Source organism: Aeromicrobium piscarium, from assembly GCF_007421815.1.
Classification (GTDB): Bacteria; Actinomycetota; Actinomycetes; order Propionibacteriales; family Nocardioidaceae; genus Aeromicrobium; species Aeromicrobium piscarium.
In genome coordinates this window covers 437,137-464,041 of sequence record NZ_VLNT01000001.1, presented here as the reverse complement: position 1 = coordinate 464,041, position 26,905 = coordinate 437,137, and the positions used below count along the sequence as shown (strand labels likewise).

At 67.8% G+C, this 26,905-nt stretch carries 41 protein-coding genes; 1 reads left to right on the top strand and 40 read right to left on the bottom strand.

The window, feature by feature from the left end; translation table 11 throughout:
• Positions 1-2 precede the first annotated feature (2 nt).
• On the bottom strand, positions 3-203 hold the full coding sequence (locus tag FNM00_RS02440; protein ID WP_143911407.1) for a hypothetical protein: 201 nt from the start codon (positions 201-203) through the stop codon (positions 3-5).
• Positions 204-319: 116 nt separating this feature from the next.
• Between FNM00_RS02440 and FNM00_RS02435 the strand changes: the two genes are divergently transcribed.
• Complete coding sequence (locus tag FNM00_RS02435) at positions 320-841, top strand: GNAT family N-acetyltransferase (RefSeq protein WP_246065031.1); 522 nt, start codon at positions 320-322, stop codon at positions 839-841.
• A 47-nt stretch (positions 842-888) separates the two neighbouring features.
• Here FNM00_RS02435 and FNM00_RS02430 read toward each other — a convergent pair whose 3' ends face one another.
• From FNM00_RS02430 to rpsJ, 39 genes are all read right to left on the bottom strand, one after another.
• Positions 889-1,272 (bottom strand): type II toxin-antitoxin system VapC family toxin, encoded by a 384-nt coding sequence (locus FNM00_RS02430; RefSeq protein ID WP_185972934.1) that lies wholly within the window; start codon positions 1,270-1,272, stop codon positions 889-891.
• A complete protein-coding gene (locus tag FNM00_RS02425; RefSeq protein WP_143911405.1) occupies positions 1,259-1,519 on the bottom strand; it encodes a type II toxin-antitoxin system Phd/YefM family antitoxin in 261 nt (86 codons plus the stop codon). The genes FNM00_RS02430 and FNM00_RS02425 overlap by 14 nt, the downstream gene beginning before the upstream one ends.
• 22 nt (positions 1,520-1,541) lie before the next feature.
• Positions 1,542-2,480, bottom strand: a complete 939-nt coding sequence (locus FNM00_RS02420) for a formylglycine-generating enzyme family protein (RefSeq protein ID WP_143911404.1) — start codon at positions 2,478-2,480, stop codon at positions 1,542-1,544.
• Positions 2,477-3,151, bottom strand: a complete 675-nt coding sequence (locus FNM00_RS02415) for a TetR/AcrR family transcriptional regulator (protein ID WP_143911403.1) — start codon at positions 3,149-3,151, stop codon at positions 2,477-2,479. The genes FNM00_RS02420 and FNM00_RS02415 overlap by 4 nt, the downstream gene beginning before the upstream one ends.
• A gap of 3 nt (positions 3,152-3,154) precedes the next feature.
• Positions 3,155-4,666, bottom strand: coding sequence for a long-chain-fatty-acid--CoA ligase (locus FNM00_RS02410; RefSeq protein WP_221933541.1), 1,512 nt, complete (start codon positions 4,664-4,666; stop codon positions 3,155-3,157).
• A gap of 75 nt (positions 4,667-4,741) precedes the next feature.
• Positions 4,742-7,063, bottom strand: a complete 2,322-nt coding sequence (locus FNM00_RS02405) for an arylsulfatase (RefSeq protein WP_143911402.1) — start codon at positions 7,061-7,063, stop codon at positions 4,742-4,744.
• Positions 7,064-7,283: 220 nt separating this feature from the next.
• On the bottom strand, positions 7,284-7,829 hold the full coding sequence (gene rplQ, locus FNM00_RS02400; RefSeq protein ID WP_143911401.1) for a 50S ribosomal protein L17: 546 nt from the start codon (positions 7,827-7,829) through the stop codon (positions 7,284-7,286).
• Positions 7,830-7,871: 42 nt separating this feature from the next.
• Positions 7,872-8,882, bottom strand: a complete 1,011-nt coding sequence (locus tag FNM00_RS02395; protein ID WP_143911400.1) for a DNA-directed RNA polymerase subunit alpha — start codon at positions 8,880-8,882, stop codon at positions 7,872-7,874.
• 61 nt (positions 8,883-8,943) lie between these two features.
• The gene (rpsD, locus tag FNM00_RS02390; protein ID WP_143911399.1) at positions 8,944-9,552 is read right to left on the bottom strand and encodes a 30S ribosomal protein S4; all 609 of its coding nucleotides are present in this window, start codon (positions 9,550-9,552) and stop codon (positions 8,944-8,946) included.
• A 27-nt stretch (positions 9,553-9,579) separates the two neighbouring features.
• Positions 9,580-9,981, bottom strand: a complete 402-nt coding sequence (gene rpsK / locus FNM00_RS02385; RefSeq protein WP_087624377.1) for a 30S ribosomal protein S11 — start codon at positions 9,979-9,981, stop codon at positions 9,580-9,582.
• Between the two features lie 7 nt (positions 9,982-9,988).
• Complete coding sequence (rpsM, locus tag FNM00_RS02380; protein ID WP_143911398.1) at positions 9,989-10,357, bottom strand: 30S ribosomal protein S13; 369 nt, start codon at positions 10,355-10,357, stop codon at positions 9,989-9,991.
• 165 nt (positions 10,358-10,522) lie between these two features.
• On the bottom strand, positions 10,523-10,636 hold the full coding sequence (gene rpmJ, locus FNM00_RS02375; RefSeq protein WP_087624379.1) for a 50S ribosomal protein L36: 114 nt from the start codon (positions 10,634-10,636) through the stop codon (positions 10,523-10,525).
• Positions 10,637-10,671: 35 nt separating this feature from the next.
• Positions 10,672-10,893 carry a translation initiation factor IF-1 gene (gene infA, locus FNM00_RS02370; protein WP_087624380.1) on the bottom strand — a complete coding sequence of 74 codons (222 nt, stop codon included), beginning with the start codon at positions 10,891-10,893 and terminating at the stop codon, positions 10,672-10,674.
• A 175-nt stretch (positions 10,894-11,068) separates the two neighbouring features.
• Positions 11,069-12,379, bottom strand: a complete 1,311-nt coding sequence (locus tag FNM00_RS02365; RefSeq protein WP_143911397.1) for a M20/M25/M40 family metallo-hydrolase — start codon at positions 12,377-12,379, stop codon at positions 11,069-11,071.
• A complete protein-coding gene (locus tag FNM00_RS02360; RefSeq protein WP_143911396.1) occupies positions 12,376-13,815 on the bottom strand; it encodes an MFS transporter in 1,440 nt (479 codons plus the stop codon). Before FNM00_RS02360 ends, FNM00_RS02365 begins: the two co-directional genes overlap by 4 nt.
• Positions 13,816-13,892: 77 nt before the next feature.
• Positions 13,893-14,708, bottom strand: a complete 816-nt coding sequence (map, locus tag FNM00_RS02355; protein WP_143911395.1) for a type I methionyl aminopeptidase — start codon at positions 14,706-14,708, stop codon at positions 13,893-13,895.
• Positions 14,709-14,749: 41 nt separating this feature from the next.
• Positions 14,750-15,316, bottom strand: a complete 567-nt coding sequence (locus tag FNM00_RS02350) for an adenylate kinase (RefSeq protein WP_143911394.1) — start codon at positions 15,314-15,316, stop codon at positions 14,750-14,752.
• Positions 15,316-16,620, bottom strand: coding sequence for a preprotein translocase subunit SecY (secY, locus tag FNM00_RS02345; protein WP_143911393.1), 1,305 nt, complete (start codon positions 16,618-16,620; stop codon positions 15,316-15,318). Before secY ends, FNM00_RS02350 begins: the two co-directional genes overlap by 1 nt.
• 149 nt (positions 16,621-16,769) lie before the next feature.
• Complete coding sequence (gene rplO / locus FNM00_RS02340; protein ID WP_143911392.1) at positions 16,770-17,213, bottom strand: 50S ribosomal protein L15; 444 nt, start codon at positions 17,211-17,213, stop codon at positions 16,770-16,772.
• Positions 17,214-17,396: a 50S ribosomal protein L30 gene (gene rpmD, locus FNM00_RS02335; protein ID WP_143911391.1), complete on the bottom strand. Its 183-nt coding sequence runs from the start codon at positions 17,394-17,396 to the stop codon at positions 17,214-17,216.
• Positions 17,396-18,001 carry a 30S ribosomal protein S5 gene (gene rpsE, locus FNM00_RS02330; protein ID WP_143911390.1) on the bottom strand — a complete coding sequence of 202 codons (606 nt, stop codon included), beginning with the start codon at positions 17,999-18,001 and terminating at the stop codon, positions 17,396-17,398. Before rpsE ends, rpmD begins: the two co-directional genes overlap by 1 nt.
• A 31-nt stretch (positions 18,002-18,032) precedes the next feature.
• Positions 18,033-18,416 (bottom strand): 50S ribosomal protein L18, encoded by a 384-nt coding sequence (gene rplR / locus FNM00_RS02325; RefSeq protein WP_143911389.1) that lies wholly within the window; start codon positions 18,414-18,416, stop codon positions 18,033-18,035.
• 3 nt (positions 18,417-18,419) lie between these two features.
• Entirely contained in the window at positions 18,420-18,962 is a 543-nt protein-coding gene (gene rplF, locus FNM00_RS02320; RefSeq protein ID WP_143911388.1) for a 50S ribosomal protein L6, read from the bottom strand.
• Between the two features lie 16 nt (positions 18,963-18,978).
• Positions 18,979-19,386: a 30S ribosomal protein S8 gene (gene rpsH, locus FNM00_RS02315; RefSeq protein WP_143911387.1), complete on the bottom strand. Its 408-nt coding sequence runs from the start codon at positions 19,384-19,386 to the stop codon at positions 18,979-18,981.
• 92 nt (positions 19,387-19,478) lie between these two features.
• A complete protein-coding gene (locus FNM00_RS02310) occupies positions 19,479-19,664 on the bottom strand; it encodes a type Z 30S ribosomal protein S14 (RefSeq protein WP_087624390.1) in 186 nt (61 codons plus the stop codon).
• A 1-nt stretch (position 19,665) separates the two neighbouring features.
• The gene (rplE, locus tag FNM00_RS02305; protein ID WP_143911386.1) at positions 19,666-20,229 is read right to left on the bottom strand and encodes a 50S ribosomal protein L5; all 564 of its coding nucleotides are present in this window, start codon (positions 20,227-20,229) and stop codon (positions 19,666-19,668) included.
• Positions 20,230-20,234: 5 nt separating this feature from the next.
• A complete protein-coding gene (gene rplX, locus FNM00_RS02300; RefSeq protein WP_143911385.1) occupies positions 20,235-20,588 on the bottom strand; it encodes a 50S ribosomal protein L24 in 354 nt (117 codons plus the stop codon).
• 1 nt (position 20,589) lies between these two features.
• Complete coding sequence (gene rplN, locus FNM00_RS02295) at positions 20,590-20,958, bottom strand: 50S ribosomal protein L14 (protein WP_143911384.1); 369 nt, start codon at positions 20,956-20,958, stop codon at positions 20,590-20,592.
• Positions 20,959-20,968: 10 nt separating this feature from the next.
• Complete coding sequence (rpsQ, locus tag FNM00_RS02290) at positions 20,969-21,256, bottom strand: 30S ribosomal protein S17 (RefSeq protein WP_143911383.1); 288 nt, start codon at positions 21,254-21,256, stop codon at positions 20,969-20,971.
• Positions 21,253-21,474, bottom strand: a complete 222-nt coding sequence (rpmC, locus tag FNM00_RS02285) for a 50S ribosomal protein L29 (protein ID WP_087624394.1) — start codon at positions 21,472-21,474, stop codon at positions 21,253-21,255. The genes rpsQ and rpmC overlap by 4 nt, the downstream gene beginning before the upstream one ends.
• Positions 21,474-21,893 carry a 50S ribosomal protein L16 gene (gene rplP / locus FNM00_RS02280; protein WP_087624395.1) on the bottom strand — a complete coding sequence of 140 codons (420 nt, stop codon included), beginning with the start codon at positions 21,891-21,893 and terminating at the stop codon, positions 21,474-21,476. The genes rpmC and rplP overlap by 1 nt, the downstream gene beginning before the upstream one ends.
• Positions 21,893-22,687 (bottom strand): 30S ribosomal protein S3, encoded by a 795-nt coding sequence (gene rpsC / locus FNM00_RS02275; RefSeq protein ID WP_143911382.1) that lies wholly within the window; start codon positions 22,685-22,687, stop codon positions 21,893-21,895. Before rpsC ends, rplP begins: the two co-directional genes overlap by 1 nt.
• 3 nt (positions 22,688-22,690) lie before the next feature.
• Complete coding sequence (gene rplV / locus FNM00_RS02270; protein WP_143911381.1) at positions 22,691-23,110, bottom strand: 50S ribosomal protein L22; 420 nt, start codon at positions 23,108-23,110, stop codon at positions 22,691-22,693.
• Positions 23,107-23,388: a 30S ribosomal protein S19 gene (gene rpsS, locus FNM00_RS02265; RefSeq protein ID WP_143911380.1), complete on the bottom strand. Its 282-nt coding sequence runs from the start codon at positions 23,386-23,388 to the stop codon at positions 23,107-23,109. Before rpsS ends, rplV begins: the two co-directional genes overlap by 4 nt.
• Positions 23,389-23,415: 27 nt before the next feature.
• Entirely contained in the window at positions 23,416-24,246 is an 831-nt protein-coding gene (rplB, locus tag FNM00_RS02260) for a 50S ribosomal protein L2 (protein ID WP_143911379.1), read from the bottom strand.
• 13 nt (positions 24,247-24,259) lie between these two features.
• On the bottom strand, positions 24,260-24,562 hold the full coding sequence (gene rplW, locus FNM00_RS02255; protein ID WP_087624400.1) for a 50S ribosomal protein L23: 303 nt from the start codon (positions 24,560-24,562) through the stop codon (positions 24,260-24,262).
• The gene (gene rplD, locus FNM00_RS02250; protein WP_425456792.1) at positions 24,562-25,491 is read right to left on the bottom strand and encodes a 50S ribosomal protein L4, sunset domain variant; all 930 of its coding nucleotides are present in this window, start codon (positions 25,489-25,491) and stop codon (positions 24,562-24,564) included. Before rplD ends, rplW begins: the two co-directional genes overlap by 1 nt.
• Entirely contained in the window at positions 25,488-26,138 is a 651-nt protein-coding gene (gene rplC, locus FNM00_RS02245) for a 50S ribosomal protein L3 (protein ID WP_143911377.1), read from the bottom strand. Before rplC ends, rplD begins: the two co-directional genes overlap by 4 nt.
• Before the next feature lie 17 nt (positions 26,139-26,155).
• Complete coding sequence (gene rpsJ, locus FNM00_RS02240) at positions 26,156-26,464, bottom strand: 30S ribosomal protein S10 (protein ID WP_087624403.1); 309 nt, start codon at positions 26,462-26,464, stop codon at positions 26,156-26,158.
• Positions 26,465-26,905: the final 441 nt, after the last annotated feature.

Here is a 26,905-nt window from a genome sequence, read left to right as displayed (position 1 = left end):
GCTCACTCACCGTCCTTGTCGGCCAGCGCCACGATGAGCCCGAGCAGCGGAGCGACGATCATCAGCCCGAACATCATCCACGCGAAGACGCTGACGCGCGCGAGCGTCGTCTCGTGCGTCCACGGCAGATAGGCGACCACGGCGTACGCCACGATTCCCAGCAACAGTCCCGCTTCCCAGCGCGACATGGTCGGTCTCTTCATCGCGTTTCCTTCTCCTCGTCTCGAGCGTTGACGTTGACGCCACCGTCAAAGATCACCCTAGGATGAGAGCTGCATCACGCACAAGTCAGGGACCGGATGTCTGCGATGCTGAGCTGGTGAGAGTCGTACCCGCCACGCGATTCGATGACGTGGCCACGATGGTCGGGCCCAAACGGCCCGATGCCAATGTCTGCTGGTGCCTGAGCTACCGGGTGCCCGGACGGGTCAACCGCTCGCTCTCCGGTCCCGCACGCGGGGACCGCGTCCGCGAGCTGATGGCCGGCGGACCACCCGGGGTGCTGGCCTACGACGGCGACGAGGTGGTCGGCTGGGCGGCCATCCATCCACGCGCCGATACGAGCTTCGCCACGAACCGCCGGATCCCCCACGTCGACGATCTCGATGTCTGGTCGCTCTGGTGCGTGCGGGTCCGCCCCGGCCACCGCGGGCAGGGCATCAGCCACGACCTCGTGGCCGGAGCGGTGGACTTCGCCCGGTTCCAAGGCGCCCGGCAGTCGAGGCCTACCCGGTCGACAACGGGGGCGAGAAGGTCGATCTCACGATGGCCTATGTGGGCACACGGGCACTGTTCGAGCACGCCGGCTTCGCCCACGGGGCAGACACCACATCGGTGCTGAACGGCTTCCCCCGGGTGCTGATGCGGCTCGACCTCCGCTCGTGATCCTCAGCGGGTGGCGTCGAGGATCCACGGCCGATCGAGGGCCAGCAGCCGCCGGTCGGCCGTCAGGAAGGTCAGCTGCTCGGCGGCCGCCTGCGCCACCAGCGCACGGTCGAAGGGGTCGTGTCCGGCGAGCTCGGGGAACTCCCCCATCGCCTCGGCATGCTCACCGACCCAGGGCAGCTGCCGAAGTCCGACATCATCGAGGACCACGCACACACCGCCGGGGATCTCCAGCCGGCCCTGCATCGCCTTGATCGTCATCTCCATCACGCTGACCGACGAGTAGTGCGCGGGGTGACGAGTGGCGATCGACTGGGCCGCGTTCGAACCCAGACGATCCTCTCCGCGCAGGACCCAGAGCAGGACGTGCGTGTCAAGCAGGATCATCGAGCCCGAGATCCTCGTCGAACATGGCACGGACCTCGGCATCGGCCTCCTCGGTGAAGGCCTCCTCCCAGCCCGGCCCGCCGAAACCGGGGATCGAACCGAACAATGGCGCGCGCGGACGCACGGACCGCCACTCCATGATCGGCGTGCCGGCGCGGGCGACGATGACCGTCTCCCCGGCCTCGACGGCACGCGCGAGCCGCGACATCTGCGTCTTGGCCTCGTGGATGTTGACGGTGATGGTCATAGGACCAGGTTAGTCCGGTGGACTAACCTGGTCCACCGTCGTTCGCACAGCGGAATCCGACATTGGCCGATGCCGAGTCCGGCGTGTTGGCCGACCGGGCGGCGACCCGGTAGCGATGGCAGTACGAGTCGTGGCACAGATAGGATCCGCCGCGCATGACCCGCCGGTCCCCCGCCTCCGGACCCTGGGGGCTCTGGACCGGCGACCGGGCGTAGTAGTCGGCGGAGAACCAGTCGGCACACCACTCCCAGACATTGCCGCTCATCTGCCAGAGTCCGTAGTCATTCGGCACATAGGACTTGACCGGTGCGGTCGTCAGGAAGCCGTCGTCCAGGGAGTTCTCGACCGGGAACCGCCCCTGCCAGATATTGCAGCGCCACCGGCCACGGGGCGTGAGCTCGTCACCCCACCCGAACCGCGCCTGGGCGAGACCTCCGCGGGCCGCGTACTCCCATTCGGCCTCCGTGGGGAGCCGCTTGCCCGCCCAGGCGCAGTACGCCTCCGCGTCATTCCAGGTCACGTGCACGACCGGGTGGTTCTGCCGGCTCCCGATGTCCGACCCCGGGCCCTCGGGGGCCCGCCACGTCGCTGCCCTGACGGCCAGCCACCACGGCGCTTCCTCGACGCGCTGCAGCACATCGGCCGGGTCTCCGGCGAAGGCGAGGTGGAAGACCGCCGACACCCCCAACTCCTCAGCCTCGGTCCGGTATCCGGTGGCCTTGACGAAGGTCGCGAACTGCGCATTCGTGACGGCCGTGGCATCCAGGTGGAAGGCCGGCAGCTCGACCTCGTGCACGGGTGTCTCGCCATCGGCGCTGTAGCCCTCGTCAAAGGCATCACCCATCAGGAAGCGGCCGGCGGGAAGGAGCGCCTGCCCCCGGGTCGAACGGTGCCCCGGAGCCTCCGCCACCGGACCGGCGCGCCCGGCTCCGCCGATGCTCGGAGCGCAGCAGGCGCTCATCGCTGGGCCTCGGCATCCTCGAGACGCAGCGTGCGCATCCAGATCCGCACGCAGGTCTCCACCATGTCCTCGTCATCGCGCCGCAGACCGAGCACATAGCAGGAGTAGGCCAGCCTGCCGATCATGGCCGAGAACGCGCCCGCGGTGAGCCAGGGATCGAGCTCGGCATCGGCGAGCCCCTGTTCCTGCAGTCTCGTGATCCACCGGGCGTTCACCTCGACGAAGGCGGTATCGCGGGCGAGACGCCACTGGGCGAACTCGGGATCGATCGCGCTGGCCTGCTCCAGCAGGCGCATCAGATCCGCATTCTCCCGATAGCCGTGCAGGAAGGCCCGATGGGAGGCCCGGATCCGGTCCGCGAGGCTGGCATGCTCCACCGAGGCCGCCTCCATCACCGGATGCAGCATGCCCTCGTTGACATTCTCCAGCACGGCCAGGAGGACCTCCTCCTTGCTGGCGAAGTAGGTGTAGAACGAGCCCACCGCGATACCGGCCTCGGTCGCGATGTCCACCAGGCGCGAGTCGAGGAAGCCGTCACGGGCGAAGACCGTGCGTGCCCCCTTCACCAAGGCCTCGCGGGTGCGACGGCCACGGGACGTCGTGGGGATCTCCCGGTCCTGGGGAGCCGCGAAACGACCGGAGGTCGGGAGCGGGGTCCGGTCCGCGGTCACCGCTCACCTCCTGACATTCGTGGCAAGCGTCGACCAGTCGAGTGCTCGCTTCTGGATCTTGCCGGTGCCGCCCTTCGGCAGGCTGTCGACGAATCGCACCTCGTGCGGCACCTTATAGGCCGAGAGCCGTTCCTTGGCCCAGAGCCGGAGCTCCGTCGTGTCGAGATCGGAACCGGGCCGAAGCGCGATCACCGCGGCGACCTCCTCACCATATCGATCATCGGGGATCCCGATCACCGCGACCTCGACGACATCGGGATGCTCGTAGAGCACCTCCTCGACCTCCCGCGGGTACACGTTGTAGCCGCCGCGGATAATGAGGTCCTTGACCCTGTCGACGATCGTCAGATAGCCGTCCTCATCCAGTCGGCCGAGATCGCCGGTGTGGAACCAGCCGCCGGCGAGGTCCTTGGCATCGGCCTCGGGACGGTTCCAGTAGCCGGCCATGACGCTGAAGCCGCGGACCAGCAGCTCACCGACCTCGCCCACCGGAAGGTCCACGTCCCGCTCATCGCACACCCGCACCTCGATACCCGGCATCGGGACACCGACCGTGCCGGCGCGCTGCTCGCGGTCGAGCTGGTTGAAGGTCGCGAGCGCCGTGGTCTCGGTGAGACCGTAACCCTCCAGGATCGTGCACCCGAACTTCTCGGCGAAGGCGCGGAGCACCTCGGCCGGGAGCGCCGCGCCACCCGAGGTGGCCACGCGCAGCTCGCGGAAGTCCTCGGGGCCGTACTCCCCACCCGCGTGCAGCATGGCATTCCACATCGTCGGGACACCGCTGACCACGGTCAGCCGATCGCGACGGATCAGGTCCAGCATGGCCTCGCCGGTGAACGGACTGAGGAGCGAGATCGGCGCACCCGCGACGAGGGCCGCGTTGAGACACACGGCCTGACCGAACACGTGGAACAGCGGCAGGGCGGTCCCGAGGCGGTCATCGCGGGTGATCTCCACCCGCTCGACCACGATCTGCGCCGCCGTCAACAGATTGTCCCCCGTCAGCCGGACGCCCTTCGGCTTGCCCGTGGTGCCCGACGTGTAGAGCAGCACCGCCGTCTCGTCGCCCGTCATCGCCTCCGGTGGGAGCCCGGAGGCGTCGCGCGCCCCGTCGACGGTGGTCTCGTCGAAGGTCCACCCGGGAAGGTCCGACCACTCCCCCGCCGTCCTCGCCGACGTGTCACACCCATGCCAGGCCAGCAGCAGAGTGGCACCGCTGTCGCGGACGATGTAGCCGATCTCGTGCGCGGTCGCCATCGTGTTGACCGGAACGACGACGACCCCGCCGGCCAACGCGCCGACATAGGCCTGCGCGAACTCCGGCACGGTCGGGGCAATCAGCACGATCCGGTCACCCCGGCCCACGCCCCGCTCGCGCAGGCCGGAGGTGAAGACGCCCGCGGCATCGCGAAGCTCTCGATAGGTCTGCGCCCGGGTGACACCTCGGACCGCCGGCTGCTCAGGTGTCATCGCGGCTCCCGTCCACAGCGCATCGGGGATGCTCGTCACGTTCACCGGATGGTCACCTCGATCTCCTCGACCTCGGCACCGCGGATGTCGGTCATCGTCTCTCCTGTCACCGAGGGGATGTCATTGCTGGACGGCGAGGATGCGGCCGTCGTCGCCGGGTACCGTCGCCTGCTCGTCGAGCCCGATCCGCACCGAGCGCACGTCACCGCGGAAGTCGAAGGGGGACCGATAGGCCCGCGAGACCGATGAGATGCTGTCGCCGCCCACCTGCAGTCCCTGGCCCGCCGACCAGAGGATCGGATTGGTGCGCACCTGGTCCAGCCGCACCCGCTCCTCACCGTCGAGGAAGACCCGGACGACACCGACGTGATCCGCGGCCCGTTCGAAGGAGAAGCCCACGACGTGACGTCCCGGGCTCAGCGGCACCTCATCGCCGGCCGCGAACTCACGTCTGCCCAAATAGGCGAAGGCGACGTGCAGCCGATCCTCGAGGACGAAAAGGCTGAAGCCTCCCGCGAAGTTGCCGTAGCTGACGACGGCTCCCTCCTGACCCGGCTCCCAGTCGATCTCCGCCGTCACCGAGAAGGTGCGATTGCGCAGATCCGGGGATGAGCTGCGCCCGAGCATGACGCGCGAGCTGTAGCTGTAGACCTCACGCGGCAGTGTCGCCTGGGGGCGCGGCTCGTTGAACCGCACCGAACCGCGGTCGTCCAGCGGAAGCACCTGGTTGCGCTCGGCCTCGGACCACCACAGCTCAACCAGCTCGCGCAGCAGCTCCGGCTCCTCGGCCGCGAGGTCGCGGGTCTCGGAGAAGTCCTCGTCGACGCGGTACAGCTCCCACACGTCCCGGTCATAGTCGCCGTCGTGGGCCAGCGCGGGGTCCATGCCGACGCGGAACGCGTGGGTCGAGGAGACGTGTAGGGCGACGGCCTTCCATCCGTCGCGCCACACCGCTCGGTGCCCGAAGCACTCGAAGTGCTGGACACTGCGGCTCGGCTCCCCGCTCGCCTCGGTGATCGCCGTGCGCAGGCTGGCACCGTCGAAGGGACGCTGTTCCACCCCGGCAACCGTCCGCGGCGCCTGGATGTCGGCGAGGTCCAGCAGCGTAGGCAGCAGGTCGATCGCATGACCGTACTGCTCCCGGACGGCACCGGGCTGGGTGATACCCGCCGGCCAGTGCACGATCAGCGGCACGCGGGTGCCGCCTTCGTGGCAGGTGGTCTTGTACCAGCGGTTCGGGGTGTTGCCCGCCTCGGCCCATCCGGCGGCATAGTGCGGATGGCTGGTCGGGCCGCCCCACTCGTCGAGCCGGCGGTCCATCTCCTCGATGTCCTCGGGCGAGCGGTTGAAGTAGCTCAGCTCGTGGAAGAGCCCGTGTGGTCCGCCCTCCGCGCTCGCGCCGTTGTCGGCTACGACCGCGAGGACGGTGTCGTCGAGGTCCCCCCGCTCGCGCAGCATCTCCACGAGGCGTCCGATCTGGTGATCGGTGTGCGCGAGGAATCCGGCGAAGGTCTCCATCTGGCGGCAGAGCACCCGCTGCTCCTGTGCGCTGAACGAGTCCCACGACCGGATTCCGTCGTTGTGATCGGCCAGCCGCGTGTCGGGCGGTACGACCCCGAGCTCGATCTGGCGCTCGAGGGTCTCGCGGCGGATCACGTCCCAACCGACGTCGAAGCACCCGCGGTACTTCTCGATCCACTCGCGCGGAGCGTGGTGCGGAGCATGCATCGCCCCGAAGGCCAGATAGAGGTAGTAGGGCTTGTCAGGGGTGACTGCGTTCTGCTCGTCGATCCACGAGCACGCCGTGTCCACGAGATCCGCGCTGAGGTGATAGCCGTCCTCGGGACCGGCGGGGACTTCGACCCGGTGGTGATCGCGCCACAGTTCCGGGGCCCATTGCGAGGTCTCTCCGGGCAGGAAGCCGTAGAAGCGATCGAAGCCCTTGGCCAGCGGCCAGCGATCGAAAGGCCCCCACGGGCCGTTCTCGGCATCGGGGGTGAGGTGCCACTTTCCGAGCGCCATCGTCGAATATCCGTGCTCACGCAGGATCGCCGGCGTCATGGCCGTCTCATCGGGGATCATCGTGTTGTAGCCGGGGAAGCCGGTGGCGTACTCCATGATCGATCCCACCCCCACCGCGTGGGCATTGCGCCCGGTCAGCAGCGCGGCGCGGGTGGGTGAGCACAGCGGTGTCACGTGGAAGTTGCGGAAGCGCAGTCCCTCGGCGGCGAGACGATCCAGGTGCGGTGTCTCGATGCGCCCTCCGAGGCCGCCGAAACAACCGATCTGGGCGTAGCCGAGATCGTCGAGCACGATGGTGACGACATTCGGGGCGCCGTCAGGTGCGGTGCGAGGCGCGGGCCAGGCCGGTCGTGATTCCTGCACCGTGGGCTCCACCGCGCCCGGATAAGAGCTCCCTGCCGGATAGGTCTCGTAGCTCATCCGTCACATCCGTTCTCGACGATGCTCGAGGGGACCTCGGCACTGTCGTGGATGTCCTCGGACACGGACCCTTCTTGGCATGAGGTCGGCATGGGATCACACCATAATGTAACTCGAATTCGGATTCAAGTCGGCCTTCGAGACCCCGCGAGCGACGACAAGACCGGGACACGACGAAGGCCCGGAACCCTCACGGGTTCCGGGCCTTCGTCAGACGGCCTCAGGCCTTGTCGTCAGCGGACTCCTCAGCGTCCTCGACCGGGGCCTCGTCCGCAGCGGCCTCTTCGGCCTCACCGGACACCGGCGCCTCCTCGACCTCGGCGGTCTCCTCGACAGGAGCCTCCTCGGCGGCCACCGGGGCGGCCTCGGCCTTGGGGGTGGACTTCTCGGCCTTCGGGGTCGGCGTGAAGCCGCCCTCGACGATCTCGATCACGGCCATGGGGGCGTTGTCGCCCTTGCGCGGACCGATCTTCGTGATCCGGGTGTAACCCCCGGGACGGTTGGCCATGTCGGGACCGATCTCCGTGAAGAGGGTGTGCACGACACCCTTGTCGCGGATGACCTTGAGCACCTGGCGACGGTTCGCCAGCGAATCGGTCTTGGCCTTGGTGATGAGCTGCTCGGCGTACGGACGCAGGCGGCGAGCCTTGGCCTCCGTCGTGGTGATCTTGCCGTGCTCGAACAGCGATTGCGCCAGGTTGGCGAGGATCAGACGCTGGTGCGAGGGGCTACCGCCGAGACGGGCTCCCTTGGTGGGGGTGGGCATTGTCAGTTCTCCGTTTCAAAGAATCAGCGCGCGGCGAGCAGATCAGTACTGCTCGTCCTCGGCGAAGCTCGCATCGTCGTCGTAGGTGTCGATGACCGCGCTGGGGTCGAAGCCGGCGGGGCTGTCCTTGAGGGACAGGCCCATCTCGGCCAGCTTGGCCTTGACCTCGTCGATCGACTTGGAGCCGAAGTTGCGGATGTCCAGCAGATCCTGCTCGCTGCGCCCGACGAGCTCACCCACGGTGTGGATGCCCTCGCGCTTGAGGCAGTTGTACGAGCGAACCGTGAAGTCCAGGTCCTCGATCGGCAGGGCCAGATCAGCGGCCATCGCCTCGTCGACCGGCGACGGGCCGATGTCGATGCCCTCCGCTTCGACGTTGAGCTCACGGGCCAGGCCGAAGAGCTCGACCAGGGTCGATCCGGCCGACGCGATGGCGTCACGCGGCAGGATGGACTGCTTGGTCTCGACGTCGATGATCAGCTTGTCGAAGTCGGTGCGCTGCTCGACTCGGGTGGCCTCGACCTTGTAGGTGACCTTCAGGACCGGGCTGTAGATGGAGTCGACCGGCATGCGGCCGATCTCTTCCTCGCCGGTCTTGTTCTGCGCCGCCGACACGTAGCCACGGCCCCGCTCGACGACCAGCTCGATCTCGAGCCGGCCCTTGTCGTTGAGGGTCGCGACATGCAGGTCGGGGTTGTGCACCTCGACACCCGCCGGCGGCGTGATGGCCGCGGCGGTGACGTCTCCGGCGCCCTCGGCGCGCAGGTACATGACCACCGGCTCGTCGTTCTCGGAGGAGACGACGAGGTTCTTCAGGTTGAGGATGATCTCGGTGACATCCTCGGTGACGCCGGGGATGGTCGAGAACTCGTGCAGGACACCGTCGATCTTGATCGAGGTGACGGCCGCACCCGGGATGGAACTCAGCAGCGTGCGACGCAGCGAGTTGCCGAGGGTGTAGCCGAATCCGGGCTCGAGGGGCTCGATGACGAACCGCGAACGGTAGTCGCCTTCGGACTCTTCGGTCAGGACGGGGCGCTGGGCGATCAGCATGGTGACTGTTCCTTTCCGAACCGCCCACTATTTGACGGCTCGGGTCGAGGGAAGGGGTGAATCAGATCTTCGAGTAGAACTCGACGATCAACTGCTCCTGGATCGGGACGACGATCTGCTCGCGCACCGGCTTCTGGTGCACCAGGATCCGGCCCCGCTCCGGCGAGACATCGAGCCAGCCCGGGACGGTGTCCTGGTCGTGGGTCTCGCGCGTCACGATGAACGGCGTCATCTCCAGGCTCTTGGGACGCACGTCGATGATGTCGTGCGGCGAGACCTGGAAGGACGGGATATTGGTCTTGACGCCGTTGACCAGGAAGTGACCGTGGGTCACCAGCTGGCGAGCGTGACGACGCGTGCGCGCCAGGCCGGCGCGGTAGACGACGTTGTCGAGACGGCATTCGAGCAGCGCGAGCAGGTTGTCACCGGTCTTGCCGGGCTTGCGGTGCGCATTCTCGTAGTACTTACGGAACTGCCTCTCCAGCACGCCGTAGGTGTAACGCGCCTTCTGCTTCTCCTGCAGCTGGGTGCGGTACTCCGACTCCTTGACGCGGGCGCGGCCGTGCTGGCCGGGCGCGTACGGACGGCGCTCGAAGGCCTTGTCCCCACCGACGAGGTCGACGCCGAGACGGCGCGACTTCTTGGTGAGAGGTCCGGTGTAACGGGCCATGGGTGAAACTCCTAGAAAATCGAGGCGTCAGAGACGACGGTGCTTGGGCGGGCGGCAGCCGTTGTGCGGCGTGGGGGTCACATCGGAGATGGTGCCGACCTCCAGGCCGACGCCACTGAGCGACCGGATCGCCGTCTCACGGCCCGAACCGGGGCCTTTGACGAAGACGTCGATCTTCTTCATGCCGTGCTCCATCGCCTGACGGCCCGCGGCCTCGGCGGCCATGCCGGCGGCGTAGGGCGTCGACTTGCGCGAGCCCTTGAACCCGACGGTTCCGCCGGAGGCCCAGGAGATCACCTGACCGCTCGGGTCGGTGATCGTCACGTGCGTGTTGTTGAACGTGCTCTTGATGTGGGCCTGGCCCTGCGCGACGTTCTTCTTCTCCTTGCGGCGCACCTTCTTGGCGCCTGCATTGCTCTTGGGAGGCATCGTCAGATCACTTCTTCTTTCCGGCGACGGTGCGCTTGGGGCCCTTGCGCGTACGGGCATTGGTCTTGGTGCGCTGGCCACGGACCGGCAGGTGGGCCCGGTGACGGCGACCCTGGTAGCTGCCGATCTCCATCTTGCGACGGATGTCGGCGGTGATCTCGCGGCGGAGGTCACCCTCGACCTGGTAGTTGCCCTCGATGTGGTCACGCAGGGCGACGAGCTGGTCGTCGTCGAGCTCGTGCACACGGGTGCTCGGGTCGATGCCGGTGGCGGCAAGGGTCTCGGCGGCGCGCGTGCGGCCGACGCCGAAGATGTAGGTGAGTGCGATCTCGATGCGCTTCTCGCGCGGGAGATCCACTCCGATGAGGCGTGCCATGGTGGCATTTCCTTTCATTCAGCGAAGGTATGGACGTCCGTGGCATCCCGGCCGCCTTACGAGGGGTCCTCCCTCGAGCCGGGCCCCGGCCTTCGCGCCGGGGGTGGCGTCCGCGCGGAGCGGACGAGCCGTCAGACGATGTGATTCACGGTGAAGAAGCCGCGATCAGCCCTGGCGCTGCTTATGGCGCGGGTTAGAGCAGATCACCATGACGCGGCCGTGGCGACGGATCACCTTGCAGCTGTCACAGATCTTCTTCACGCTCGGGTTGACCTTCATCGAGAAACTCTCTCTTCGGTACGAACGTGACGGGTTTACTTGTAGCGGTAGACGATGCGCCCGCGGCTGAGATCATAGGGCGACAGCTCCACCACGACCCGATCCTCGGGGAGGATACGGATGTAGTGCTGACGCATCTTGCCCGAGATGTGCGCGAGGACCTTGTGGCCATTGGCCAGCTCCACGCGGAACATCGCGTTCGGCAGGGCTTCGATGACCGCGCCCTCCATCTCGATGACGCCTTCTTTTTTCGCCATGACCTCTTCTTCGGTTGACTACGTCGACCAGACCCCGGCACACACGTGCCCCACCGGCCTGAGGGCAGGAAGGGACGCGGCTGACGAGGCCGACTCCCTATCATACGCAGGCCGCCATGCTGGACTCAAATCGGGTCGATCCGCCGAGATGGCGCGCCGCTGCGCGCTCCGGGGGTCAGCGCAACCCCGTGAGGAGGGCTCGGAAGAAGGCGATGCCGTGGTCGAGCGCTTCGATCTCGACGAACTCGTTCGGGGCGTGGATCGAATCGCGCTGCTCACGGCTCATCGTGAGCGGCGCGAAGCGGTAGACCGAGTCGCAGATGCGGGTGAAATGGCGACTGTCGGTACCCCCGGTCTGGGCATAGGGCACGGCCAGGACATCGGGCATCGTCGCCGCCAGCGCCTCGACCATGGCGCGCCAGGCATCGTTGTCGGTCCTGGAGACCGGTGGCGGGTCCTCGCCGTCCACACCGGCGATCTCGATGTCGAGACCGCGGAACAGTTTCTCGAGTCGCTCGACCAGAGCGGCCTTCGTGTCCCCCACGAGCAGTCGGACGTTCACCGTGGCGCGGGCCTCGGTGGCGAGCACGTTGCGCGCCGGGCTTCCCGAGAGCCGGGTGACCGCCGTGGTGGTGCGCACCATCGCGGCCGTCTCGGGCCCGACGCGCGCCAGCAGCTCGGCCAGCGGGCGGGCGAAGCGGTCGACACGGGCGAACAGGCCGGCCTGCGGCCCGCGCATCCGCTGGGACATCGTCCGCAGCATCAGCCGGACGGGCTCGGTGAGCCGTGGTGGCATCGGGTGGCGTTCCAGTCGCACGATCGCCCGCGCCAGCCGAGCGGTCGCGCCTCTCGGGGCCGGAGTCGACGCGTGGCCCCCACCCCCTCGGGCGAGCAGTTCGACATCGACCGTGCCCTTCTCGACGATCCCGATCATCGCCAGGCGACCCTGAACGCCGGGGAATGCGTCCTCCACGACGGCGCCGCCCTCGTCAGACACCAGCCAGGGCCGCACACCCGTACGCTCGAGGTGGTCGACCGCCCGGGCCGCTCCGGTGCCGAACGCCTCCTCGTCGGCCCCGAAGGACAGGTAGACGTCCTGCTCCGGCGTGAACCCCTCGGACAGCAGCGTCTCGACCGCCTCGGCGATCGAGACGAGCGGCCCCTTGTCGTCGAGTGCTCCACGACCGATGACTCGACCACCGTCGATGATCCCCGCGAATGGATCACGGGACCACTGTTCGGCCGGCGCGGGGACCACATCGTAGTGCGCCATGAGCACGACCGGGCGCTCATCGGCCGCACCCGGCCACCGGAACAGCAGCCCGCCGCCCTCGAGCTCGGTGCGTTCGAGGCGCTCGTGGATCAACGGATAGAGCTCCGCCAGCACGGCACGGAACTCTTCGAAGGCCGCCTCCTCGCGTTCGACGGGTGCTGAGACCGTACGGCAGGCGATCAGGCGGGCCAGTCGTTCAGCGGGCGATGTCATGGTGCGACCTCCTCGAAGCGCGCCGGATCGGCGAAGGCGAGTCTCGGCACGAAGGTGAGCAGGACCGCGGCCATCACAGCGGTACCTGCGCAGATCAGCCAGACCGTGTAGTAGCCGCGCAATGACGCCGCCGTCCCGGTCGCGCCCGCGGCGAGAGCCACCCCGAAGACACAGGACGCGACCGAGCCGCCGATGGTCTTGGCCGAGTTGGTGAGCCCGGTCGCCACGCCGGTGCGGTTCTCCGGGGCGGCCGACGCGGCAGTCGCCGGCAGCGCGGCGACGAGCGCGCCGGAGCCGAGGCCCGCGACGACCATGCAGGCCAGCAGCTGCAGGACCGAGTCGTGGAACGGCACGAGGCCGCCGTAGCCGATCGCCACGACGACCGCCGCCACGATGAGGCACAGACGCGGCGTCAGCACCGCCGTGACGCGGGCGAACAGCAGCGCTCCGATCAGCATCGACAGCACATAGCCGCCGACGATGGGCGACAGCTGCGACGCGGTGAGCCCGAGGCCGAATCCGTGCTCTGCGGGATCGGTCCGCGCGAAGGTGGTCAGCGGGATCTGCGCTCCGAGGATCGAGACACCGAACAGCATCGCCGTGGCCTGGACCGGCCACATCGCCGGCTTGGTCATGACGCGAACATCGATGAGCGGATCGGGCGCCCGCAGCTCGAAGCGGATGAACGGGACGAGCAGCACGAGCCCGGCGGCGAGCACGACCCAGGGCCACCAGGAGGCGATACCGACCATACGGACCAACGACAGGCCGCCCACGACGCACAGCAGCGCGGCGCTGACCAACAGCAGCCCCGGCCCGTCGAGGACACCGCCCCTTCGCTCGTGCTCGGCCTCGACACCCCAGTGGATCACCGCGACGACGAGGACACTCAGCGCGGCCGGCACCGCGAGCTGGGCCCACAGCGGCTCGAGGAACGCCGCGGCGAGACCCGCGCCGAGCGCACCGGCGATCGCACCGGCCTGCAGGGCCGCGACGATCACACCCGTGGCCCGGCGCGTGGCCGACGACCGGTCGGCCAGGCCACGGCTACGCAGGAAGATCAGGGCGACCTCGAGGGGCAGCCAGACGGTGAAGACCCCCTGGATCGCCCAGAAGATCAGATAGACCACGAAATCCGAGGAGAAGGCGATCCCCCAGTTCGCCACCGCGACGACGACCGAGGACCACAGCAGCACGCGTTGGTGGCCCCACAGATCGCCGAGCTTGGACAGGGCGGGCACCGCGAGCGCCGAGACGAGCAGCTGGGCGGCCTCCAGCCAGTTGAGGTCGGCATCGCCGACCCCCAGATGCCGGGCGATGTCGGTCTGGAGCGGCGTGTAATACCCCTGCAGCACGCCGCTCACGAACTCGACGAAGACGAGTGCGCCGACGAGTCCCGCTCCGACCGCCGCGCGGCGGCGTACGCCTCGCGCCATGAGACCTCCTCAGCCGAGGTCAGCATACGGCCACTCGCGGCCCGGAGCCTGTCGATCATCGCTGATCGACGCCGGGGTCAGAGCGCGCCGAAGGGCACGCCGAGCTCGCCGAGCCGCGCCGCGCCGCCGTCCTCGGCGGTCAGCACCCACACGCCGCAGCCGGTGCGCGCCACCGTGTGCTCCCAATGCGCGGCCAGGGCGCTGTCAGGGGTCACGGCGGTCCAGCCGTCCTCCAGGATGCGCGCCTGTGCCGAGCCCAGCGTCACCATCGGCTCGATGGCGAGGGTCACGCCCTCGGTCAGCCGAGGCCCCCTGCCGGCACGTCCGCTATTGGGCACGTCGGGGTCCATGTGCATCTCCCGGCCGATCCCGTGTCCGGTGAACGGCTCGGTGATGCCGTAGTCGCCGGCCGCGTCGACGCTCGACTCGATGGCGTGGGAGATGTCGCCGACCCGCTCGCCAGTGGCCATCGCCGCGATACCGGCCCACAGCGCCGCTTCGGTCACGCGGGACAGTTCGGCGGCCGCATCGGAGACGGTGCCGACCTCCACCGTGATCGCCGCGTCGCCATGCCAGCCGTCGACGATCGCCCCGCAGTCGATGGACAGCACGTCGCCATCGCGCAGGACACGGTCACCGGGGATGCCATGGACGATCTCCTCGTTCACGGACGTGCAGATGACGCCGGTGAAGCCGTGGTACCCGAGGAAGTTCGAGGTCGCACCCTGTTCGCGGATGCGTTCGTGGGCGAAATCGTTCAGCTCGCCCGTGGTCACGCCGGGCGCGGCGGCATCGCGCAGTGACTGCAGCGTGCGCGCCACGACGAGCCCGGCCTGCCGCATGAGCACCAGCTCAGCATCGCTCTTGGTCTCGATCCGTCCCCGCCCGAACATCTCAGCTCCCGCCCTCGTTGAGTACCGCTGAGGCCGCGCGGTCAGGCTTTCGGGAGGGCGGCGTCGATCCGGGCCGCGACCTCGTCCACGCTGCCCATGCCGTCGACCTCGACGAGGAGACCTCGTTCGCGGTAGACGTTCAGCAGCGGAGCGGTCTCGGCCGCGTACACCTCCTGGCGGTGCCGGATGACGTCCTCGGTGTCATCGCTGCGCCCGCTCGTCTCTGCGCGCTTCAACAACCGCGCGATGAGCTCCTCGGGGTCGACGGTCAGCGCCAGCGCCGCGTCGAGCTGTGTCCCGAGGTCCGACAGGATCGAGTCCAGCTCGGCCACCTGATCCGGCGTACGCGGGTAGCCGTCGAGTAGGAAGGCGTCACGGGCATCCGGCTGCGCCAGACGATCGCGCACCATCGCATTGGTGACCGAGTCGGGGACGTACTCCCCCGCGTCCATGTAGCGCTGCGCCGTCCGGCCGAGCTCGGTCTGCCGCGAGACATTGTCGCGGAAGATGTCACCGGTCGAGATGTGAGCACCCTCGATACGGCGCGCCAGCGCCTCGGCCTGCGTGCCTTTGCCCGCCCCCGGCGGACCCATGATGACAAGACGCATTACTTCAAGAACCCTTCGTAGTTGCGCTGCTGAAGCTGGCTCTCGATCTGCTGGACCGTCGAGAGACCGACGCCGACGATGATGAGGATCGAGGTACCACCGAACGGGAAGTTCTGACTCGCACCGAGCAGGGCGATCGCGACCATCGGGATGAGCGCGATGAGCCCGAGATAGGTCGCACCCGGTGCGGTGATCCGGCTGAGCACGTAGGCGAGGTAGTCCTCGGTCGGCCGGCCCGCACGGATGCCGGGGATGAAGCCGCCGTACTTGCGCATGTTGTCCGCGACCTCGTTCGGGTTGAATGTGATCGAGACGTAGAAGTACGTGAAGAACACGATCAACAGGAAGAACGTGATCATGTAGTACGGGTGGTCGCCGCGTACGAAATGGTCCTGGATCCAGGTCGACCACGACTCGCCTGGGTTGAAGTTGGCCACGAGCGCGGGGATGTACAGCAGGCTCGAGGCGAAGATGACCGGGATGATGCCGGCCTGGTTGACCTTGATCGGGATATAGGTCGAGGATCCGCCGAACATCCGTCGTCCGACCATCCGCTTGGCGTACTGGACGGGAATGCGGCGCTGCGCCTGCTCGACGAAGATGACCGCCGCGACGATGACGAGACCGACCAGCGTGACGAGCGTGAAGGTGGTCCAGCCGTTCTGGAGCCGGATCTGCCACATGGCACCGGGGAAGGTGGCGATGACCTGGCAGAAGATGAGGATCGACATGCCGTTGCCGACACCGCGATCGGTGATCAGCTCGCCGAACCACATGATGACGGTCGTGCCGGCCACCATCACCGTGACGATGAGGAGGAAGGCCGCGACATTGTCCGGGCGGTACAGCAGGTCACCGCACTGGATGCCGCCGAAGAGCTGACCGCTGCGGGCGAGTGCCACGATGCCGGTCGCCTGCAGGATCGCCAGCCCGACCGTGAGGTAACGGGTGTACTGGGTGATCTTGGTCTGCCCGGCCTGCCCCTCCTTCTTGAGGGCCTCCAGCCGCGGGATGACGACGACCAGCAGCTGCAGGATGATGCTCGCGGTGATGTACGGCATGATGCCGAGCGCGAAGATCGTCAACTGCAGCAGCGCGCCACCGGAGAAGACGTTGATGAGGGCGAACAGGCTGCTCTGCTCGCTCTGGGCCGCGAGGTCGACACACTGCTGCACATTGGGCACGTTGATGCCCGGCGCCGGCAGCATCGAGCCGAAGCGGAACAGCACGATGATGAACAGCACGAAGAGGAGCTTGCGCCGCAGATCGGGTGTCTTGAACGCGTTGACGAAGGCGCTGAGCACCGGATTCCTCCTCGTGCACCGAGGTGCTGACTCGTGTGATGGCAGTGCCCTGATGTGTAGATCAGGGCACAGACGCTGACTCTAACAGGGGACGAGAACGGCGGGACATGCCGATGGCACATCCCGCCGTTATTCAGACGATCATCCGATCACCGTTCGGTGATCGAACCGCCCGCGCCCTCGATCTTGCTCTTGGCCGAAGCGGAGAACTTGTCCGCCGTGACCTGCACGGCGACCGAGAGATCGCCGCCGCCGAGCACCTTGACGCGCTGGCCCTTGCGGACCGCGCCCTTGGCGACGAGAGCTTCGACGTCGACGGCGCCGCCCTCGGGGAACAGCTCGCCGATGCGACCGGCGTTGACGACCTGGTACTCCTCACGGAAGGGGTTCTTGAAGCCCTTCAGCTTGGGCAGGCGCATGTGGAGCGGGGTCTGGCCGCCCTCGAAGGCTGCCGAGACCTGGTAGCGCGCCTTGGTGCCCTTGGTACCGCGGCCGGCGGTCTTGCCCTTGGACGCCTCGCCGCGACCCACGCGGGTCTTGGCGGTCTTGGCTCCCGGGGCGGGACGCAGATGGTGCAGCTTCAGCGGCGCCATTCAGTCCACCTCCTTGACGGTGATCAGGTGCGGGATGGTCTCGACCATGCCGCGGATCTCGGGGCGATCCTCGACGGTCGAGGTGTCGCCGATCTTGCGCAGGCCCAGCGAGCGCAGGGTGGCGCGCTGGTTCTGCTGCCGGCCGATGGCCGAACGGACCTGGGTGACTTCGAGCTTGGCCATCACGCACCCACCTCGGCGGCAGCCTCGGCGGACGCGCTGGTGTCCTCGCCCTTCTCGGCCTTCAGCAAGGCGGCCGGTGCGACCTGCTCGACATCGAGGCCACGGCGGGCGGCGACCGCCTCGGGGGACTCGAGGGTCTTGAGCGCCTCAACCGTCGCGTGGACGATGTTGATCGCATTGGAGGATCCGAGCGACTTGGACAGGATGTCCTGGACGCCGGCGGCCTCCAGCACGGCGCGCACCGGTCCACCGGCGATGACGCCGGTACCGGGCGAAGCCGGGCGCAGGAAGACCACGCCGGCCGCCTTCTCGCCGGTCACCGGGTGCGGGATCGTGCCCTGGATGCGGGGGACGCGGAAGAAGCTCTTCTTCGCCTCCTCGACCCCCTTGGCGATCGCCGTGGGAACTTCCTTGGCCTTGCCGTAGCCGATGCCGACCATGCCGTCACCGTCACCGACGATCACGAGGGCGGTGAAGCTGAAGCGCCGACCACCCTTGACGACCTTGGCGACACGGTTGATCGTGACGACCTTCTCGATGTAGTTGGACTTGTCGGCCCCGCGGTCGCCGCGACCGCGTCCGCTGCCCTGACGGCGCGTGCTCATGCCGAACTCCTCATGTTGGTGGTGATGATCATCAGAACTCCAGACCGCCCTCGCGGGCACCGTCGGCGAGCGCCGCGATGCGGCCGGCGTACTTGTTGCCGGCGCGGTCGAACACGACCGCGTCGATGCCCGCGGCCTTGGCGCGGTCCGCGACGATCTCGCCGACGCGACGGGCCTTGGCGGTCTTGTCGCCCTCGAGGCCGCGCAGGTCCGCCTCCATGGTCGACGCCGACGCGAGGGTGTGGCCCTCGAGATCGTTGACGACCTGGACGACCAGGTGCTTGCTCGAACGGGTGACGACCAGGCGAGGACGCTCGGCCGATCCGTGCAGCTTCTTGCGGCCACGGAGCTGACGACGAGCCCGCGAGGCCTGACGACCCCGGAGGTGCTTGTTGTGCTTGATCGAGATTGCCATGGCTTACTTACCAGCCTTTCCGACCTTGCGGCGGACGTGCTCGCCGGCGTAACGAACACCCTTGCCCTTGTACGGCTCGGGCTTGCGGATCTTGCGAATGTTCGCCGCGACCTCGCCGACGACCTGCTTGTCGATACCGGTCACCGTGAGCTTGGTCGGCGACTCGACCGTGAAGGTGATGCCCTCCGGCGCCGTGAACGGCACCGGGTGGCTGAAGCCGAGGTTCAGCTCGATCTCCGACGGGCCCTTGGAGAGCACGCGGTAACCGACGCCGACGATCTCGAGCTTCTTCTCATAGCCCTGGGTCACGCCGATGACCATGTTGTTGACGAGCGTGCGGGAGAGGCCGTGCAGAGCCCGGCTCTTGCGCTCCTCGTCGGGACGATCCACCGCGAGCGAGCCGTCATCGGCTCGCGAGACGGTGATCGGCTCGGCGACGGTGTGCGAGAGCTGACCCTTGGGGCCCTTCACCGTGACGGTCTGGCCGTCGATGGTGACGTCGACGCCCGAAGGCACCGGAACGGGAAGCTTGCCGATACGTGACATATTCGTTCTCCTCCCGTCACCAGACGTAGGCGAGGACTTCGCCGCCGACGCCCTTGATCGTGGCCTGACGGTCCGTCAGCAGGCCGTGGCTGGTCGAGATGATCGCCACGCCGAGTCCGCCGAGGACCTTGGGCAGGTTGGTGGACTTGGCGTAGACCCGCAGGCCGGGCTTGCTGATGCGGCGGATGCCGGCGATCGAGCGCTCGCGGTGCGGGCCGTACTTGAGGGTGATCGTCAGCTGCTTGCTGACCTCGCCCTCGCCGGGCTCGGCGATCTCGAAGTCCGTGATGTAGCCCTCCTGCTTGAGGATCTGGGCGACGCCAGCCTTCAGCTTGGAGTGCGGCATCGTCACCGAGTCGTGGAACGCCTGGTTTCCGTTGCGCACACGCGTCAGCATGTCCGCGATCGGATCGGTCATCGTCATGATGTCTTGGGTCCGTTCTGCCGTGGTTTCCTCATCGACTCGCGATGAGGACCTTCGGCGATGGGTACGTCGAATGAATCGTGGGTTGGTTGTTACCAGGAGCTCTTGGTCACGCCGGGCAGCTCGCCGCGGTGGGCCATCTCCCGCAAGCAGATCCGGCACAGGCCGAACTTGCGGTAGACCGACTGCGGACGACCGCAGCGCTGGCAGCGGGTGTATCCGCGGACCGCGAACTTGGGCTTGCGTGCCTGCTTGACCTTCAGGCCAGTCTTCGCCATGTCAGTTCTCCTTGTACGGGAAGCCGAGCAGCTTGAGGAGGGAGCGTCCCTCATCGTCGGTGGTCGCCGTGGTGACGACCGTGATGTCCATGCCCCGCGAACGGTCGATCTTGTCCTGATCGATCTCGTGGAACATGACCTGCTCGGTCAGACCGAACGTGTAGTTGCCGCGACCGTCGAACTGCTTGGCCGACAGACCGCGGAAGTCGCGGATGCGGGGCAGCGCGAGCGTCAGCAGGCGGTCGAGAAACTCCCACATCCGGTCACCGCGCAGCGTGACGTGCGCGCCGATCGGCATGCCCTCGCGCAGCTTGAACTGCGCGATCGACTTGCGAGCCTGCGTGACCTGCGGCTTCTGACCGGTGATAGCGGTCAGGTCGCGGATCGCGCCCTCGATCAGCTTGCCGTCGCGGGCCGCCTCACCGACGCCCATGTTGACGACGATCTTGGTCAGGCCCGGGATCTGCATGCGGTTGGCGTACCCGAACTGCTCCTGCAGCGCCGGAATGATCTCCTCGCGGTACTTCGCCTTGAGGCGCGGCGCCGTGACGGTGTCAGTGCTCACTGAACTCAGATCTCCTTTCCGGTCTTGGTGGCGATGCGCACGCTGCGCTCCGCCTCGTACTCCGACCCATCGGGCCGGGTCTTGGTCACGGTGTCGCGGCGGAAGCCCACGCGCGTGGTGGTCTTCTCGCCGTCGACCTCGACGACCAGGGCCACATTCGAGACGTGGACCGGGGCCTCGGCGGTGATGATCCCCGCCTCGCCACCGGCCTGCGTCGCGCGGCGGTGCTTCTTGACCCGGTTGACGCCCTCGACGATCACACGATCGCGGTCGGTCAGGACCTCGAGGACCTTGCCCTCGACGCCCTTGTCCTTGCCGGCGATGACGCGAACCTGGTCACCCTTGCGAATGCTTGCCATCTCAGAGCACCTCCGGAGCGAGCGAGATGATGCGCATGAACTTCTTGTCACGCAGCTCGCGGCCCACCGGGCCGAAGATGCGCGTGCCACGCGGATCGCCGTCGTTCTTGAGAATCACCGCGGCGTTCTCGTCGAACTTGATGTAGGAACCATCGGGACGACGGCGCTCCTTGACGGTGCGCACGACGACCGCCTTGACGACATCGCCCTTCTTGACGTTGCCGCCGGGGATGGCGTCCTTGACCGTGGCGACGATCGTGTCGCCGATGCCGGCGTACCGCCGGCCCGAGCCGCCGAGCACGCGGATGCACAAGATCTCCTTGGCACCGGTGTTGTCGGCGACCTTGAGTCGCGACTCCTGCTGAATCATCGCTTGTCTCCTACTTCGCCTTCTCGAGGATCTCCACGACGCGCCAGCGCTTGGTCGCCGACAGCGGTCGCGTCTCCGCCAGGAGCACGCGATCGCCGACGCCGGCCGCATTGGCCTCGTCGTGCGCCTTGAGCTTGGTGTTGCGACGCATGACCTTGCCGTACAGCGGGTGCTTGATGCGGTCCTCGATGCTGACCACGACGGTCTTGTCCATCTTGTCGCTCACCACGAGGCCCTCGCGGACCTTGCGGGTCGAACGCTCGCTCACGGTCGTTTCCTTCTTGTTCTCATCGCTCATGCTTCAACCTCTTCGATGATGCCGAGCTCGCGCTCACGGATGACCGTGTAGATGCGGGCGATCTCGCGACGAACGGACTTCAGTCGCGCGGTGTTGTCGAGCTGGCCGGTGGCGTTCTGGAAGCGCAGGTTGAACAGCTCCTCCTTGGCCTCCTTCAGCTTGCTCGCCAGGTCGTCGGCGCTGAGACCGCGCAGCTCTGCGGCTGTCGTTGTCGACATCACAGGTCTCCTGTCTCACGGGTGATGAAGCGGGCCTTCATCGGCAGCTTGTGGATGGCGCGGCGCATCGCCTCACGGGCGACGTCCTCGCTGACGCCCGACAGCTCGAACATGACGCGTCCGGGCTTGACATTGGCGACCCACCACTCCGGCGAGCCCTTGCCCGAGCCCATGCGGGTCTCAGCGGGCTTCTTGGTGATCGGACGGTCCGGGAAGATGTTGATCCAGACCTTGCCGCCACGCTTGATGTGACGGGTCATCGCGATACGGGCCGACTCGATCTGACGGTTGGTGACGAAGTGTCCCTCGATCGCCTGGATGCCGTAGTCGCCGAACGCGAGCTCCGTGCCGCCCTTGGCCATGCCACGCCGCTTGGGCGTGTGCTGCTTGCGGTGCTTGACCCTGCGGGGCATCAACATCAGTTCGTCCCTCCCTGGGGAGCCGCCTCGGCCGAGGCGGCGTTCTCAGCGGGCGCCTGCTGCGGAGCAGCGGCGTCCTGACGGGCGGGGCGGCGGTTGCCGCGGCCTGGACGGCGGCTGCCGGGGGCGGCAGCGCGCTTCGCGGCCTCGGCCTCGCGCTCAGCGCGCGTGCCGGCGACCTCGCCCTTGTAGATCCAGACCTTCACACCGATACGGCCGAAGGTCGTCTTGGCCTCGTAGAAGCCGTAGTCGACATCGGCGCGCAGCGTGTGCAGCGGGACGCGGCCCTCGCGGTAGAACTCCGAGCGGCTCATCTCCGCGCCGCCGAGACGACCCGAGCACTGGATCCGGATGCCCTTGGCACCCGAGCGCATCGTGGTCTGCATCGCCTTGCGCATCGCGCGACGGAACTGCACGCGACCGCTCAGCTGCTCGGCCACGCCCTGCGCGACGAGCTGGGCGTCCATCTCGGGCTGCTTGACCTCGAGGATGTTCAGCTGCACCTGCTTGCCGGTGAGCTTCTCGAGGTCACCGCGGATGCGGTCGGCCTCGGCTCCACGGCGGCCGATGACGATGCCCGGACGTGCCGTGTGGATGTCCACACGGACGCGGTCGCGGGTGCGCTCGATCTCGACCTTGCTGATGCCGGCCCGGTCCATGCCCTTGGTGAGCATCTTGCGGATCTTGACATCCTCGCCGACGTAGCTGCTGTACAGCTTGTCGGCGTACCAGCGGCTCTTGTGGTCGGTCGAGACGCCGAGGCGGAAACCGTGCGGGTTGATCTTCTGGCCCATAGCTCAGTTCCCACCCTTCTTCGAAATGGAGTCTTCGGGCTGCACGACCACGGTCAGGTGGCTCGTGCGCTTGAGGATGCGGTTGGCCGCACCCTTGGCGCGCGGACGCCAGCGCTTCATGGTCGGACCCTCGTCGACGGTCACGACGCTGACGATCAGATCGTCGGTGTCGAGGCCCTCGGTGGTCTCGGCGTTCGCGACCGCGGACTCGACCAGCTTGTAGAAGTTCTGGGCCACGGCCTGCGGCGCGAACTGGAGCGTGGCGAGCGCGTCCTCGACACGGGCGCCGCGGATCAGGTCCGCGACACGGCGAGCCTTGAGGGGCGTGACGCGCACGAAACGGGCCACGGCGAACGCGCCGGGCTCGTCGCCCAGCAGACGCTCACGGCGAGCGCTGATGTTCTCGCGAGTAGCTGCACTCATCGCCTCTTCGCCTTTCGGTCGTCCTTCTCATGGCCACGGAACGTGCGGGTCGGGGCGAACTCGCCCAGCTTGTGACCCACCATCGAGTCGGTGACGAACACCGGCACATGCTTACGGCCGTCGTGCACGGCGATCGTGTGTCCGATGAAGGACGGCAGGATCATCGAGCGACGCGACCACGTCTTGATCACATTGTGGGTACCGGCCTCGTTCTGCGCGTCCACCTTCTTCTCGAGGTGGCCGTCGACGAAGGGACCCTTCTTCAAACTACGGGGCATGTCTCTTCCTCAGTTCCTACGCCGGGCTCAGCGCTTGCCGGTCTTGCGGCGGCGGACGATCATCTGGTCACTGGCCTTGCGCTTGCGCGTACGGCCCTCGGGCTTGCCCCACGGGCTGACCGGGTGACGGCCACCGGAGGTCTTGCCCTCACCACCGCCGTGCGGGTGGTCCACCGGGTTCATGACGACGCCGCGGACGGTCGGGCGGACGCCCTTCCAGCGCTTGCGGCCGGCCTTGCCCCAGTTGATGTTGGACTGCTCGGAGTTGCCGACCTCGCCGATGCTGGCGCGGCAGCGGACGTCCACGTAGCGCATCTCGCCCGAGGGCAGGCGCAGCTGCGCCCGATTGCCCTCACGCGCGACGAGCTGCACGCGTGCACCCGCCGAGCGGCCCATCTTGGCGCCGCCACCGGGGCGCAGCTCCACGGCGTGCACCACGGTGCCGACGGGGATGTTGCGCAACGGCAGGTTGTTGCCGGGCTTGATGTCGGCCCCGACACCGGCCTCGACGCTCATGCCCTGACGCAGACCGTCGGGAGCGATGATGTAGCGCTTCTCGCCGTCGGCGTAGTGCAGGAGCGCGATCCGCGCCGTGCGGTTGGGGTCGTACTCGATGTGCGCGACCTTGGCCGGCACGCCGTCCTTGTCGTAACGACGGAAGTCGATGATGCGGTAAGCGCGCTTGTGACCGCCACCCTGGTGACGCGTGGTGATGCGCCCCTGGTTGTTGCGGCCGCCCTTTTTGGGCAGCGGCTCGAGCAGCGACTTCTCTGGCGTCGTGCGGGTGATCTCAGCGAAGTCCGCGACGCTGGAGCCACGACGGCCCGGCGTAGTCGGCTTGTACTTGCGAATAGCCATGATGGTCCTCGTCTCAGCTCGGGCTCGAGAAGATGTCGATGCTCTGGCCGGGTGCCACGCTGACGATCGCGCGCTTGGTGTCCTTGCGCTTGCCGATGCCGTTACGCGTGCGGCGGGCCTTGCCCTTGCGGTTGATCGTGTTCACCGAGACGACCTTGACGTCGAAGATCTCCTCGATGGCGATCTTGATCTGCGTCTTGTTGGCGTCGGGGTGGACATCGAACGTGTACTTGTTGTCGTCGATCAGCATGTAGGTCTTCTCGCTGACGATCGGCGCGATGATGATGTCGCGCGCGTGCGAGTGCAGGCTGCTCATCAGTTCTCCTCCTGAGCCGGGGCGAACCCGGCGGCCTCGGCGGACTCGGCGGTGTCGAACCAGACCTCCGGCTCGGCAGCGTCGTAGCCCGCGCCACCCGGCACGAAGTACGCCTTGGCGGCATCGCCCTTGATCTCGTGACCCTTCGGAGCGTTGCCGCTCGCGAGGGGGGCCTTCGAGCCCGGGCCGTACGGCTGGGTCTTGGTCGCGCCCGCGGGGGCGTCCCCTGCCGGCGCGTCGGCAACGGGCTTCGCGGCCTTCTGCGGCGCCGGGGCCGCGGGGGCGGCCTGGGCCAGCTCGCTCAGCTTGAGGGTGGCGACACCCTCGGCGGAGCGGGCCTCGACGAAGGCCTGGTAGGCGGCCTGGGTGAACACCACGTCATCGGACAGCAGCACGTCGTACGTGTTGAGCTGGTCGAAGGACAGCAAGGCGATCGCCTCGGCGTTGCGCAGGCTCTTGGCGGTCAGCTGGTCCTCGCGCTCGACGACCACGAGCACACGGGGGCGAGCGGTGAGCGCGCGCAGCGTGGCCAGGGCCGTCTTGGTCGAGGGCTTGTCACCGGTGATGAGCGACTCCACGACGTGCACGCGGCCGGCGCGCGCACGATCGGAGAGGGCCCCGCGCAGAGCGGCGGCCTTCATCTTCTTGTTGGTGCGCTGCTGGTAGTTGCGCGGCGTCGGGCCGTGCACGATGCCACCGCCGGCGAACTGGGGCGCGCGGATCGAGCCCTGGCGGGCGCGGCCGGTGCCCTTCTGGCGGTACGGCTTCTTGCCGCCGCCGGCGACCTCGCCACGCGTCTTGGTGTCGTGCGTGCCCTGGCGCGCCGCAGCGAGCTGCGCGGTGACCACCTGGTGGATGAGCGGGATGTTCACCTGCACGTCGAAGATGTCGACGGGAGCGTCGACGTCGATCGTCTGTGCCATGGTCAGGCTCCCTTCGCGGCGTTGCGGATGACGACGAGGGCGCCCTTGGGGCCGGGGACGGCGCCCTTGACGAGGACGACTCCCTTCTCGACGTCGACCGAGTGGACGGTGAGATTCTGGGTGGTCACCGTGTCGGTGCCCATGTGGCCGGCCATCCGCAGACCCTTGAAGACGCGGCCTGGGGTGGCGCAGCCGCCGATCGAGCCGGGCTTGCGGTGGTTGCGGTGGGCGCCGTGCGAGGCGGAGACGCCGGCGAAGCCGTGACGCTTCATGACGCCGGCGAAGCCCTTGCCCTTGCTGGTGGCGGTGACGTCGACCTTGTCGCCCGTGGCGAAGATCTCCGGCGAGATCTCCTGGCCGAGGGTGTAGTCGGCGACGGCCTCGGTGCGGATCTCGACCACGTGACGGCGGGGGGTCACACCGGCCTTGGCGAAGTGACCGGACTGCGGCTTGTTGACCTTGCGTCCGTCGATCTCGCCGAAGCCGAGCTGGACGGCGCTGTAGCCGTCCGCCTCACGGGTGCGGATCTGGGTGACGACATTGGTGCCGGCCGCCAGGACGGTGACGGGCACGACGCGGCCGTCGGCGTCCCAGACCTGGGTCATGCCGAGCTTGCGGCCGAGGAGACCGCGCGCGTTGATGGTGCTGCTCATGGCGTGCGTGTCCTTCCTCAGAGCTTGATCTCGATGTCGACACCGGCCGGGAGGTCGAGCCGCATGAGCGAGTCGACGGTCTTCGGCGTCGGGTCGATGATGTCGATGAGCCGCTTGTGGGTGCGCATCTCGAAGTGCTCGCGGCTGTCCTTGTACTTGTGGGGCGAACGGATCACGCAGAACACGTTCTTCTCCGTCGGCAGCGGCACGGGGCCGGCCACCTTCGCGCCGGTGCGGGTCACAGTGTCGACGATCTTCTTCGCCGAGGAGTCGATGACCTCGTGGTCGTAGGCCTTGAGCCGGATACGGATTTTCTGTCCCGCCATGCTCTGCTCGTCCTTTACGTTCGTCTTCGCTTCACTCGCCCCCGGGTGGGAGGAGTAACCGTTGCGCTCCTTCTCCGTCCCCCGAGGTCGGGCGTGTCGCAGCGCTACCGCGCGCAGATTCACACACTTCTCGAGTTAGGTGGTTGGACCGGCTCCGCCCCCCGGAGGGTTCGGCTGGCCGGACGAGCACGAGCGCGGATCCGACGTATGCGCCGTCGCCAGGTGTGAGATCCCTGAGCGCATACGTCACCACGACCATGCCGAGGCAACTTGTCTATCTTGACATAGGCGCCATGAGGGAGACAAATCGGGGTCGAGGTGGGCTCGCTCACGTCCTCCCCCCGGAGCGGTGAGTTACGCACCTCTCAGCCTCCCGGGCGGGGGGGGGGGGGCCAAGAAAGCGGAGGGCGGGGGGGGGGGGGCCCCCCCCCAACACCCGCG